Here is a 12,907-nt window from a genome sequence, read left to right on the forward strand (position 1 = left end):
GCTTAATTATAACAAGGACCGCTCATAATCGTGAGTTGCTGCGGCCAACATTTTTAACCTAATTTACTGCCCAGACATTATAATTTTATCGTTTCAAATGCGCAAAACAACCCAAGCACAAATTGACTTGATCAAACATTTTGCTAATCTTTGTCAGAAGAACCAAGTTTGGTACGTTTTAGACGGCGCAAGTTTGCTCAGCGCCCATCGCCACGGCGGTTTTTCTCTCTTAAGCTCGCACTTAGAGGTTCTAATGAGCGTGGAAAGTTACCGCCAATTGGCAAAAATTGCTCCGCAGCAGGTGGTTGACTCCTTTATAGACCCGCGTTACAAACAGCTCGGAGCTAGTTATGTTTGGGATCGGAAAAATTGACTTAAGCAAAGTCAGCACATAAAAATTAGAATTTTGGTGCCCAGCACAACCGAAAAAGTTAAACGGTTTCGTTCTTGAAAAAACTTTTGACTGAGAAAAAGGTTTTCCTACGCCGATAACTTATGAAGTGCGATTGAAGAGTTACACGACCACCAACCCAGCGGTTTTTACTTGCTTGGCCAACGAGGAGAGTCAGTTAAGCGTTCGTGAATAGTGCACTTTGACCCGCAGACGGTTGAAGTCAGTTTTCACCAAATGAAACTTCCTTGCGCTAGAAATTATCCTTACTTACTTGAGCGCTTTTTTGGATCAGATTGGCAAACTAACCAGAAATTTAAAAACGGGTACCACTACCTAACGCCGCTCAAGAGGAAAAGAATTAAAGAAGATATATGAAACAAACAACCGAAACAGAAATTAGAGCCCACAGTATCGTAACCGGGAAAGTCACTAGTTTGTGGAAGACTTACCTAGAAGTGGAGTTAACCGACGGATGCCGGGGACTGCTGCACATTTCGCAAGTTTCTGACTACTACGTTTACCGCTTAGACAAGATGTTTAAGGTCGGTAATGAATACGATTTTTACGTTTTAGGAGTTGACCCCAAGAGTCAAAAACTGGCTTTGTCATGAAAAAAAATTGTGCCCGTCTTTTTGCGCAATCCATTTGAGTTCAAAATAGCTCCCACGCGCCACGGTTTTAGCAATTTAAAAAAGTTTGTCCGAGGTCTAATCAATGATTAAGTTAGATTTATCCCAGAGCGGCGTTTTAGACGCTTTGCCTAGTTACCACAAAAAAGTGGCTGTTTTAGCTCAGCGGATGGAGACCCACCAAGTTAAGGGCGACGAATTTTTGGGTTGGAAAGACTTGCCCAATAAGTTTTAAAAAAAACCGAGTTTCAAACGATTAAAAATATCGTCAAGAGTCTCAAGAATGAGGGCGTTAATGTTTTAGTGCTTGTCGGGATTGGCGGCTCTTTTGCCGGCGCCAAGGCCGGTTTAGAAATGATGCTGGGAACCATGTCGCTAACAGCCGATATGGAAGTTATTTTTATCGGCGAATCGCTCAGCTCTACCGATTTAGCCCAAAAGTTAGCTTATCTTGAAGATAAGAATTTTGCCATTAACGTCATTTCTAAGTCGGGTCAAACGCTTGAACCGGCTGTCGCATTTAAAATCGTGCGTAAATTGCTCGAAAGCAAAGTTGGCCACTTTAACGCCCACAAGTACATTATCGCCACCACTGATGCCAACCGCGGTCACTTAATTGAAATGGCGCGCGAAAATTCTTGGCAAACGCTAGTAATTCCCGACCAAATCGGAGGTCGATTCTCGGTTTTAACCGCGGTCGGACTTTTCCCGCTAGCTTGCGCGGGAATTGACATTGATCTAATCGCCAAAGGTGCTCGAAAAGGTTACAAACTTTACCGTTCAACTAGTCTGGAGCAAAACGATGCTTACAAATACGCCGTGGCGCGCCACATTTTGGCTAAGAAATACCCGGTTGAACTGATGGTTCAATACGAACCACAAATGCGAGCTTTTTCAGAGTGGTGAAAGCAGCTAGCTGGCGAATCAGAGGGCAAAAACGGTAAAGGCGTTTTCCCTGCTTCGGCAGTTTTCTCGACCGACTTACATTCGCTTGGTCAGTTTATCCAAAGCGGTTCACGAGTGTTATTTGAGACGATGCTAGTCGTGGAAAACCCTCTGCTTGATTTAAAAATGTTTAACGATCCGCGTAATGCTGACCGTCTTAATTACGTGGCTAATTTAACGCTCAACCAAATTAATCAAGTCGTTTACCGAGCCACTTCGGAAGCCCATTTTAACGTGGGTAAAGTGCCAATTATCACGATTAAAATTAAGTCTTTCCAGCCGGAAGTTTTTGGTCAGTTAGTTTACTTTTTTCAAAGAGCGATCGCTATGAGCGCTTATTTAAACGACGTTAATCCTTTTGACCAACCGGGCGTAGAAATTTACAAGCAAAACATTCGCAAACTGCTTCAGAAAATCGACCAATAGATTGTTTAAACTCATTTTGGTTATAATTACTTAACTTTATTGACCGTCTATAAAAGTTAACCTTCGCCGCTCAATTAAGTTCTAAGGAGTAAGCATCGATGGCTCATCACCAACCTGGTCAACCAACTTCGGGCAATCCCAAAAAATTTAACTGGTCGTCTTTCATCGTTTCGACGCTTTTGATTGTCGGACTAGTCGTCTTAGCTTGGTGGTTATTTTTTGGGTTTGGCAGTCGCAAAAACGCCAAAGACGTGACTACCTTTAACCAGAGGGTGACCATAAACGCCGAGAATACTAGTGACAAAAATTACTTTGAGCGAGTAGAGTTTAATCGCTATAACCACCAAATTTACGTAATTGAAGTGGTTGATAACAAGAAGGAAGACTATGTTGTTTCGGCCGACCCGATTTTAATGAACGACTACCTTAAAGAAGGTATTCTTTCAGAATTGTTGGAAGACGCGGTCAAAGGGTCTCCTCACGAAGTCAAAATCATTAGTGCGGGTCCGCCAACCGAAAATAGATTTGTCAGCGCCCTATTTACCTTGCTGCCCGCTTTACTTTTGATCGGATTTTTTGTTTGAATGATGCGCAAAAGCGGAGGCATTACCGATTCAATTATGTCGCCCGGTAAAAGTCAAGCTAAAAAGATTATTAGTAAAAAGCGTTTTAGCGACGTAGCTGGTCAAGAGGAAGCCAAGGAAGAAATTGTTGAAGTGGTTGATTTTCTCAAGCATCCTCAGAAGTACCGCGCAGCAGGAGCGCGCGTCCCAAAAGGTATTCTTTTTGGAGGTCCGCCTGGAACCGGTAAAACCTTGCTAGCCAAAGCAACTGCCGGTGAAGCCGGCGTACCGTTTTTCTTCATTTCCGGTTCTAACTTCGTGGAAATGTTTGCTGGTCTAGGCGCTAAGCGCGTGCGTGAAATGTTCAAAGAGTCGCGCAAAGCTGCCCCAGCGATACTTTTCATTGACGAGTTAGATGCGATTGGTCGTAAGCGAGGCTCATCCCTAAGTGGTAACGACGAGCGCGAGCAAACACTGAACCAAATTTTGGTTGAGATGGACGGAATGGAAGAAAACGCTGGTCTTTTAATTATCGCCGCTACTAATCGCCCCGACGTGTTAGATCCGGCTCTTCTTCGACCTGGTCGGTTTGACCGCACAATTACCGTCAACAACCCAGATGTGAAAGAACGGGAAGCGATTTTAAGTCTCCACGCCAAAGGTAAACGAATCGCTAGCAACGTTAGTTTTAAAAGCATCGCCAAACGTACGCCAGGCTACTCGGGTGCTCAACTGGAAAACATCATTAACGAAGCGGCGTTACTATCAGTTCGCGAGAACACCAACATTATTACGCTTGAACAAATTGATGAGGCGATTGACAGGGTGGCAGCCGGGCCAGCCAAAAAGCACCGCGTAATTACTCCCAAAGAATTGCGCATGATTGCTTACCACGAAGCGGGTCACGCCGTGATTGGTTTGAAAGTTGCTTCGGCCGAAAAAGTTCAAAAGATTACCATTATTCCCCGTGGTCACGCCGGCGGTTACACTTTGATGACACCTCGGGAAGAAAAGTACAACTACTCTAAATCAGAACTTGAAGCAAAAATCATATCTTTCATGGGTGGTCGTGCCGCGGAACAAATCATGTATGGGATGGGCGAAGTTTCCACCGGCGCTTCTAACGACATTGAAAAGGCAACTAGCATCGCCCGTGCGATGGTTACCCAGTACGGTATGTCTGATTTGGGGCCAATTGCTTACGAACGAGATTACGGTCCGCAGTACCTAGGGCAAGATTACCGCGCTCGCGAATATTCAGACGCTTTGGCTGAACGGATTGATGAAGCGGTTCGTAAATTAATTATGCTAGCCGAGCAGAAAGCTATCGCGACTTTAAAAGTTAACCGCGATTTACTAGACTTGATTGCTGAGGAACTTTTGGAAAAAGAAACGATTGTTTCGGAAGAAATTGAGTACATTCACAAGTTTAAGAAGCGACCACCCCACAAAATCAAGCCGGCTAAAATTTTAGAGTCGGACAAAAGCCTTGAGGAAATCATTAAGGAAATTGACGCGAAAGTCGCTAGCAAGAAAGAGCCCAAGACCACTAAGACCGCTAAAACCACCAAAAAGCAAAAAGAACCGTCTTCTAAAAAAGACAAGCGTTTTGCCAAAAAATCCTCTAAAAAGTAAGAAAAATGATCCATAGATGAGCCAGCCAATCACTTCCATTCATTTCAAACGACTAATTTCTTCCCAACCTTACTTAGTTTGAAACCCACTTCCCCAGACAGAAGTTTTACCAAGCGAAGAATTTAATTTTGACGAAGACTCTTTCCTTGATAACGATTTAAGTTTTGGCGAAGCGGTTTTTGCTCGTGCACACCAAATTTTAATGAGCAAATTTTTGGCGCATTTAATCGAAAATTACCCTGGATTTCAAGTGGTAAGTGCTGGCGAAAGTCAAAAAAAAATTAACCAAACTAACAAATACTACCAAGATCCCGAGGTTGAGTTTATTTACAACCCGGTTTGAAGTTTTGACTACCAAAACTACCAAGTTTTGGCTAACCCAATTTTTTATGACAAAAAAACTGCCACCGTCGCTTTTATCAAATTGTCAACTTCAACCAAACGCAGCGACTTGTACAAAATTTATTTTGATGTCCAAGTTATGCTCAAATTAAATATCCCGATCAAGGACGTTGTGCTTTACATCGTGGCCAGCAAAAACTATCGCCGTGGCGAAGTAGATTTTTTTAAAACAACCACAATCAACCTCAACAAAAGTTCGCCCAAAGCTAGCATCACCTCGGAAACAGATTTTTTTAATTTACAGCAGGCTAAAGTTAGTCGCGCTAAGGGGCCAAACCCAACTTTGTACGAGTTTTTAATCGAAAACAGGACGGCGGAATTTGAATTTGCTAGTTTCAACTTTTACTTGGATCAAATTATAAGCGCCGCCGCGCAGAAAACTTTGTTGCCCTTCCGACCGTGTTACTTTGGCAAACAGCTTTGCTACTGCACGCACTGGAAAGAAGTGGTTCAGTTAACTGCTAACCCTGTTTTTCACAATTGAAACAACCGCATAATTGTCAAAAAGTTTTTTCATGAACACTTATCGCTCGGCGATATCGCTCACGAGAGTTTGGTTGTTCGCAAAATTCTTAAAGCTAACGGACCGCTATTTTTTGAGAACGTTTTAACAACTCAAATAGTTAACAAAATTCGCCTAGTCAAAGAGAGAAAAGTCGTTTGGTACGACTTTGAAGCTTACACTTTGCCCGTTGCCCCGCTTGATCACTACTTACCCTTCACCCAGGTGGTTTACCAGATTTCATTGATTAAAACCGATCAAGAAAGAGAGGTTGAGCGCCACAATCACGTTTTTTGATCCGCGCTACCTTACAATTGAGGACTTTGTCAAAATCATCCAAGCTATTTACGATCCCTCGGCCGACGTTTACGTAGTTTATAACGCTTCCTACGAACACTCTCGTTTGAACGAAATGTTGCTGAGGTTAAAAATTAAAAACCACCCCAGTTACCACTCGGTTAGTCAGATGGTTAAACAAATTCAAGAAAAATGCCTTGATTTAGCTAAATTTTTCCAAGTTAACAGTTACCGGTATTTACCGCCGATTTTAATTCCTGAACTAAGAGGCAAATCTTCAATCAAAACTTTAGAGCATTACATTCACGCTCACCACCCTGATCTTCCCTACCGAATTGTTGATTACCAAAGTTTAAACATTAAAAACGGAATGCAAGCTATGGACGTGGCTTGCCAGCGCGCACTCGGGATAATCGGTGACCGCGAGTGAGACCAAAAAGTTGAGGATCTTAAAAACTATTGCCAAAACGATGTTCAAGCCATGATTCTAGTTTATTACTTAATCAAAAAACTACTGCCCAAACGAATTTTGGAAAACCAAGCCCATGAGTTCCAAAAAATTTAAGAATAAATTTCCCCGCCGTTTTTGCCCAGTTCAGTTTTTAACTTGCCAAGGCTTAACTCGCGAAGGACTAGGAATTGTCAAGTGAAACGGCAAGATTTTTTGGATTGAGCAACTTTTGCCCGGCGAAAAAGCGCGGGTAGTCATTTTTTACCAGTTTAAAAAACACGGCTATGGGCGTGCGATCAAACTTTTAAATTGCTCGCTTGACCGAGCTTTGCCACTTGAGCATCCGAAGACTAAACTGGGTGTATACCACTTAGCGCATTTAAATTCGCCGGCTCAAGATCGTTTTAAACAAAGTCAACTTGAAAGCGTTTTTGGCACTAAGTTAGCACCCATTATCGTTGGCAAGAGAACTTACTACCGCAACAAAGTTGTTTTGTCGCACGGTGGTTTTAAAGCGCCCGGACGGTACCGTCGACAAATTTTTAAACCCGACCAAACCAGTTTTGATTTGATGGCGATTGATTTTGGTGCTTACCCAGATCATTATCCAAAGTACATCATTAGAAGACTTGAAGAAGAAATTGCCGGTCCGCCTGGCACAAAACTCGCTACTTACGACGCTTTCTTAGGCAAAAAATTCCGGGTAACGCTTGATTCTTTTTACCAAGTAAACAAAGAGATGGCGACCAAGGCCTACAAGATGATGCAAAGTTTTGTTTGGGCTGAGGCGGTGGTTTTTGATCTTTACAGCGGACTAGCCACAATCGCGATTTGTTTGTCAGACCGCGTGCGATCGGTTTACGCGGTTGAAGTTAACAAAGTGTGTTATCAAGACGCAAAAGCAAACTTAGCAATTAACCAAGTTAAAAACGTGACCTTAATTTGCCAAGATGTCACTCAGTGGATCACCCACACTAAAATAAAGCCCGATGTGATCGTAGTTGATCCGCCCCGGGCCGGACTAACTCCGGCGGTTTGCCGGGCTATCAATGCCAGCAAGGCGCGACGAATAATTTACTTATCTTGTCAAATTGAAACACAAAAAAGGGACATTGACCTTTTGACTAATTACCAAGTAGTTTTTAATCAAGCCTTTGATTTTTTTTCCGCAAACTTACCACATTGAAAATTTGGTTGTTTTAGACATCTGTTAGGGGTCTAAACGCCGCATTTATAAATGGTAGAATTAAATTGGTAGGTGAAGCCTCTTTTTCCATGCAATTATCAATTTTGGTCCCGGTCTACAAGCAAGCCAAAGTACTGCGCAAATTCTTAAACGCTATGCAGCACCAAGATGCGCAGGACTTTGAAATCGTGATCGTTTTGGATTCCAACATTGAAAACAACTTGGCTGTATTAGACTCTTTTCGGCTTTTTTTCAAAAACAGAATCGCCTTGGTATACAACACCCGTCGAATCGGTCGAACTAAAGCTCTCCAAGAAGCGATTGAAAAAGCAAGTAGCGAATACGTTTTGATTACCTCTTCTTCCAATTTCTTTGCTCGCGACGCAGTTAGTCAATTGCTCAAATTAATCAAAAATAAACCGGCCGACATCATCGAGTTTCGCGCTCCAATGCGTAGCCCAATTAGTTTTAAAGGCAAGATTAGGCAAAACCAACCTCAACAAGTCAACCTTGTTGACCGGCCAGAAGTTGTAGCCTACTCTTACCCGTTTGATTTCAACAAAATTTACCGCCGCGAGATTTTGTCAAACTCAAGTTTAGAAGCCGAAATTCGTCAAACGGTTAATTCGCGGTTTGCGATTAATTTCTTCCTAAGCGCGTGGGGAAAGGCTCGGACATACGTCAATTCCGACCTTAAAATTGTTCGTCTTCGCAACGATTTGTTTAGCGAGGTAACTCCGCTTTCAATCGCTAAACAGTGAGTTGAGTGAAGGAAAGCATTTGAAAAAAACGGACCTGCTAAGTACGCCGCTGAGTTAGATTACCTCAGTTTTTACCACTTAAGTGTGATTTTGGCGGGCTTTGTTACGGCAACTGACAACGCTCGTTTAAAAGAGAAGTACCGCCAATTTTTACAAAACCAGTGAACAACTACTACCAACCTCGTTTTAAAACCAATCCCTACTTTCGCCGGGAAAATTCGGAAACTCAAGCGTTTCGCAAGGCGATTAGTCGGGATGAATATTTTAAGTTGTATAGGACACTTTAAACTAAGCCATGCCAAATCAAAGTAGAGAACTGAAAACAAGCCATTTTTGACGCCGATTAATCGCCTTGGCGTTTGACTATGGACTGCTTTTTCTTTTGTCGGGTGCTTGAACGTGAGTTTTTTTGCGCAAGGAAAACGGAACTTGACGTTTTGCCGATCCTTACCTTTTTTACTTGTACGCCTTTCTAATCATAGTGAGCGTGCTGGTTTTGTTTTTGGTTTGTCCGATTATTTTAAGTGGCGCTACCTTAGGTAAGTATTTACTAAGAATCAAGGTGGTCGCCCAGAGCGGTCCGCTTTGAAAAGCGCTTTTACGTCACGAGTCGTTTTGGTCAATTAGTTGAATCTTCCTGCTTGTCTCAGGAACAATTTTGATTAACCACAGTTTAATCATTAAATTCGCCACCAATTCACAAAACAAAGCAGTTTTTGACAATTTTGAATCTTTTCGAATTGGCGTTTTGATGACCTTTAGTTCGGTCGTAATTTTTGGTCAAATGTTTTTGTTTATCTCATCGCTTTTCCACCCCGATCGGCTTGCGCTTCACGATCGCTGGGCCAAAGTGCGGTAGTTTACATGCGTCGCTGAGTAATTAAAAGTCAGCCTCAACCAGCCCAAGAAGATCCGCTTGCACCCAAAAAAGTGATTGAGCCAGTCGTCAACTTTATCGAAAAGGAAAAAGAGTAATCATGAGCAAAAAACCTTACTTAATGCAGTTAAACACCCAGCAACAAGCGGCCGTTTTACACGTCCAAGGACCTTTGGCTGTCATCGCGGGAGCCGGCTCAGGCAAAACCCGCATGCTCACTTCCAAAATCGCTTACTTAATCGTTGACATTGGAATTAGTCCCGAGCGCGTTTTGGCCGTTACCTTTACTAACAAGGCGACTAACGAAATGCGCGAACGCGTGGTGGAAATGATTGGTAGTCAAGCCGAAAAAGCGCAAATTTCAACTTACCACTCGCTTTGCGCCAAAATTTTGCGCAGCGAAATTGGACACTTTGGCTATCCAACTCATTTCAACATTATTGATGGGGCTGACCAGAAACAAATTTTAGACACGATTTACAAGATGCACGGAGCTAGCGCCAAACAGTTTACCCACAGTTCCATGCTAGATTACATTTCGCGCAACAAAGTTTTAAACATTAGCCCAAGTCAAAAAATGTCTGAAGCGCGCAAAGATTACGAAAAACTTGAGGCGGCAGTTTACCGCGACTACCAACAAGAATTAGAGCGGGTTAAAGCTTTGGATTTTGACGATTTAATCATTTTTGTCCACAAACTTTTCAAAGAAAATCCTAACGCACGAGCCAGATGGTCGCAAAAATTTGACTACGTTTTAGTTGATGAATTTCAAGACACCTCTTATACGCAGTACGAAATTTTGGAAACGCTTGCCTCCCGGGGCAACATTACTATCGTGGGCGACCCAGACCAAACTATTTACACTTGGCGCTGAGCCGATGTTGATCTGATTAACAACTTTCAAAAGTATTTTAAAGGCGCAAAGATTATTAAGTTGGAGCAAAACTACCGCTCAACCCAACTGATTCTGAACCACGCTAACAAACTAATTAAGCACAACCGGATGAGAATTGATAAAAATCTTTACACTAACAACGACCAAGGCGAAGGGATTGAATTTTTTTCAGCTTTTTCTGACGAAGCCGAGGCACGTTGAATAGTTCAAAAAATTTACGAACTCAAAAAAAACAAAACCCAACTCAAAGACATCGCCATCATCTACCGGGCTAATTACATCTCCCAATCGATCGAAAGAGCGCTTATCCGCGGCAACGTTAACTACGTTGTTTTTGGCGGCACTCGTTTTTACCAGCGTAAAGAGATTAAAGACGCCATCTCCTACTTAAAAATCATTAGTAACGGCGACGAAGTTTCGGTTTTGCGCATGATTAACGTGCCACCGCGTTCGCTCGGAGGCACCACCGTGGCCAAATTAGTCGAGTTTGCTAAAAAGGTTGGTAAACCGCTTTTGAGCGCTTTAACCGATCATTTTCAAGATTTACCACTTCAAATTAAACAGCGCAACGAACTAGCCACTTTTATAAATTTAATTAACAAGTATCGCGTTGCACTCAAGACTAACCCGATTGCCAAAGTTTTGCGCAGTTTTTTAATCGAAATTAACTACCTTGATCTTTGAAAAGCACCGGAAGACAAATCGCGGCTAGAAAACATTAACGAGTTAATTCGGTCAATTGACGTTTGGCAAAAGGAACACCAGGACAAACAATTAGCCGATTACCTAGAGGAAATCGTGCTTTACATTGATTACGAAAACATTAGTCGAACTAACGACTTTGTGTCTTTGATGACAGCTCACGCGGCCAAAGGTTTAGAGTTTAAAAATGTTTTTATCGCTGGTTTTTCAGAGAGCGTCTTTCCTTCGGCACGAGCGATTGATGAGGGCGGAGAAGCAGCTTTAGAAGAAGAGAGGCGACTAGCTTACGTGGCATTGACGCGCGCAATGAAGAAAGTTTTCATTTCCAGTTCAAGAGGTTATTCTATCGACTACAAATCGCAAAAAAGACCTTCGCGATTCTTGAAGGAAATGGGCATTAACACTAGTCGCTTTACCAAAAGTTTTATCGCTGAAAACCTTGATTCAGAGGCAATTAACTTAGCCAACGAAAACATCGTTGCTGGTGACCGGGTTTCCCACATAATTTTCGGGGAAGGAACTGTCATTAACGTGAACAACGAATTAATTGACATTAACTTTCGCAAACCCTACGGAGTGAAAACGTTGATGAAAAACCATAAATCAATCGAGAGGATTGGATCTTAGTGGTCATTTTGTCTTACTTTTTAGTGGTTGGTTTTTTGTTAGGCGGCTTGCTTTTAGCTCTAATCGTTTTGATGTTAACTAATTTTTGGCAGAAAAACATCAACGTGCAAGAACACCGCGGCGTTTTGTTTACAAACTAGATCCCATGACTAGAAAAGTCACCCCTTACCGAGTTGACCACTTATCTAGTGACAATTTTCAAACCCAAGAGTTTGCTTTAGACGAAACGATTAAGGAGAATAAATTGCGGCGCCAATTGAGTCGTCAGTTTGTGGTGCACGTGATTACTCAACACCCAGAAAACTCCAAACTTTACCGGGAAGCTCTCCAACAAATTGATAACGGCAAAACCGAAATTTCCTACGATTTTAAGTTTAATGGTGCGCGTCACTTTGGTAAACGCGTTCCGCTTTTGTTTAACGTGAGATTAAGCAAACTAGACAAAGTTTCTGACTACCTGATCGTTGTTAATTGAAAAATTGACCTTGAAGTTCCCGATGATGTGACTAATGCGCTAACTACTCCCGAAGAAGTAGCCAACCGAGACACTAAATTTAAAGGGTTTTTGGTTTTCAACTTAAATAACCATCTAACTAACGTCAGAGAAAACTTCATTTGCGAGATTTTAAAATTGCCACTGCGCTTTAAGTACGACATTTATGAATGACGTGAATTGGTGCTGTTAACTTGTTACGCGGCAAATTATAAAAAAGTCAAGCGCAAAGTTAATCACCTAGTTGAACTAGTTAAATTTAAAGTTGATCACGCAGGTTGAGGCACTTTTATCCGGGATCAGGTAGCGCTCGTTTTCAAGATGTTAATTACCGGAAAGTTTTTAACCGCGCATTGTCCACTCTTGACTTCATAGTCAACTTATCGATTCGTTGGAAACAAAACTTTCTTGACATTAAGCAAGTCCAGGAGTACCAGGGTGAATTTACCCACTACAGCGAACAAATCAAAATTTTTCGCGACGCGGTTAGATCGCACAAATTTGAAACCAAGTTAGTTCCGGTCAAAAGAATAAAGACGATAAAACAGTCGTCAATTACTCCTTTCCTGCACTTCCAGCTCTTGACAAGCAGCAGTTAAGCAACATTTTAGTCAACGCCTACAATTTGAACGGCCTAATCGACGCTCACGCCGAAAAAATTACCAGTAAAAAGTTAAGCTCCCAAGTTTTGTTAGATGTTAACAGCGAATGATTAAAAAACAACTTATCTCGTTTGGAGCCAACTGGTATCGCTTACGTGATTAGATTTGACAATTACGAACAACTTAACCAAATTAAACCAACTTTAAAACTGCTGTTGGAAAAAGGTTTTGCCATTGGTTTCCGCTTCAGGCGCTTCTCGCAGTACACGGTCACGGTTTTGCAGCAAATTAAGCCTTCCTTCATTGTTTTTAACTACAACTTGGTGGTGCAAGATTCGCAACTCCAAATCGAAAACTACTTGTATTTAATATCGCTCAGAAAAATTTTCCAAGACTACAACACCACTATCATTTGGGAAAACTTTAGCGAAAAAATAACCGCAATTTACCAATTTCAACCGAAAAAGACCTTTACTTCTTAAATTAAAAAAGTTGCATTTTGCCCCAGAAAAACCCCTAA

The 12,907-nt window shown here is 42.0% G+C and carries 15 protein-coding genes; all 15 read left to right on the forward strand.

From position 1 onward, the window contains the following. Window positions 1-97: 97 nt before the first annotated feature. The 15 genes from CSH31_RS02280 (at window position 98) to CSH31_RS02340 (ending at window position 12,869) form a co-directional block, all read left to right on the forward strand. The gene (locus CSH31_RS02280; RefSeq protein ID WP_128008690.1) at window positions 98-811 is read left to right on the forward strand and encodes a hypothetical protein; all 714 of its coding nucleotides are present in this window, start codon (window positions 98-100) and stop codon (window positions 809-811) included. Next, a complete protein-coding gene (locus CSH31_RS02285; protein ID WP_127942826.1) occupies window positions 766-1,116 on the forward strand; it encodes a S1 RNA-binding domain-containing protein in 351 nt (116 codons plus the stop codon). Before CSH31_RS02280 ends, CSH31_RS02285 begins: the two co-directional genes overlap by 46 nt. Beyond that, entirely contained in the window at window positions 1,109-1,258 is a 150-nt protein-coding gene (locus tag CSH31_RS04390; RefSeq protein WP_161565677.1) for a hypothetical protein, read from the forward strand. The genes CSH31_RS02285 and CSH31_RS04390 overlap by 8 nt, the downstream gene beginning before the upstream one ends. A gap of 29 nt (window positions 1,259-1,287) precedes the next feature. Continuing rightward, window positions 1,288-2,394: a glucose-6-phosphate isomerase gene (locus tag CSH31_RS02290; RefSeq protein ID WP_236630736.1), complete on the forward strand. Its 1,107-nt coding sequence runs from the start codon at window positions 1,288-1,290 to the stop codon at window positions 2,392-2,394. A 98-nt stretch (window positions 2,395-2,492) separates the two neighbouring features. Further along, window positions 2,493-4,592: an ATP-dependent zinc metalloprotease FtsH gene (ftsH, locus tag CSH31_RS02295; RefSeq protein WP_128008692.1), complete on the forward strand. Its 2,100-nt coding sequence runs from the start codon at window positions 2,493-2,495 to the stop codon at window positions 4,590-4,592. A 16-nt stretch (window positions 4,593-4,608) separates the two neighbouring features. Then, entirely contained in the window at window positions 4,609-5,877 is a 1,269-nt protein-coding gene (locus CSH31_RS02300) for a DUF2779 domain-containing protein (RefSeq protein WP_128008693.1), read from the forward strand. Next, entirely contained in the window at window positions 5,768-6,358 is a 591-nt protein-coding gene (locus CSH31_RS02305; protein ID WP_161565679.1) for a UU173 family protein, read from the forward strand. Before CSH31_RS02300 ends, CSH31_RS02305 begins: the two co-directional genes overlap by 110 nt. Beyond that, window positions 6,339-7,466: an RsmD family RNA methyltransferase gene (locus CSH31_RS02310; RefSeq protein ID WP_128008695.1), complete on the forward strand. Its 1,128-nt coding sequence runs from the start codon at window positions 6,339-6,341 to the stop codon at window positions 7,464-7,466. The genes CSH31_RS02305 and CSH31_RS02310 overlap by 20 nt, the downstream gene beginning before the upstream one ends. A gap of 29 nt (window positions 7,467-7,495) precedes the next feature. Then, entirely contained in the window at window positions 7,496-8,503 is a 1,008-nt protein-coding gene (locus CSH31_RS02315) for a glycosyltransferase family 2 protein (RefSeq protein WP_128008696.1), read from the forward strand. Beyond that, window positions 8,487-9,050, forward strand: coding sequence for an RDD family protein (locus tag CSH31_RS02320; RefSeq protein WP_128008697.1), 564 nt, complete (start codon window positions 8,487-8,489; stop codon window positions 9,048-9,050). The genes CSH31_RS02315 and CSH31_RS02320 overlap by 17 nt, the downstream gene beginning before the upstream one ends. 118 nt (window positions 9,051-9,168) lie before the next feature. Then, window positions 9,169-11,292 (forward strand): UvrD-helicase domain-containing protein, encoded by a 2,124-nt coding sequence (locus tag CSH31_RS02325; RefSeq protein ID WP_128008698.1) that lies wholly within the window; start codon window positions 9,169-9,171, stop codon window positions 11,290-11,292. After that, on the forward strand, window positions 11,292-11,432 hold the full coding sequence (locus tag CSH31_RS04395) for a hypothetical protein (RefSeq protein ID WP_161565680.1): 141 nt from the start codon (window positions 11,292-11,294) through the stop codon (window positions 11,430-11,432). The genes CSH31_RS02325 and CSH31_RS04395 overlap by 1 nt, the downstream gene beginning before the upstream one ends. 5 nt (window positions 11,433-11,437) lie before the next feature. Next, window positions 11,438-12,160, forward strand: a complete 723-nt coding sequence (locus CSH31_RS02330; RefSeq protein ID WP_128008699.1) for a hypothetical protein — start codon at window positions 11,438-11,440, stop codon at window positions 12,158-12,160. Beyond that, entirely contained in the window at window positions 12,139-12,384 is a 246-nt protein-coding gene (locus CSH31_RS02335; protein ID WP_128008700.1) for a hypothetical protein, read from the forward strand. The genes CSH31_RS02330 and CSH31_RS02335 overlap by 22 nt, the downstream gene beginning before the upstream one ends. Window positions 12,385-12,410: 26 nt before the next feature. Then, complete coding sequence (locus CSH31_RS02340; RefSeq protein WP_128008701.1) at window positions 12,411-12,869, forward strand: hypothetical protein; 459 nt, start codon at window positions 12,411-12,413, stop codon at window positions 12,867-12,869. Window positions 12,870-12,907: the final 38 nt, after the last annotated feature.

Origin of the sequence: Mycoplasma sp. ATU-Cv-508 (assembly GCF_004011945.1) — a bacterium.
Taxonomy (GTDB): domain Bacteria; phylum Bacillota_I; class Bacilli_A; order Mycoplasmatales; family Metamycoplasmataceae; genus RYZV01.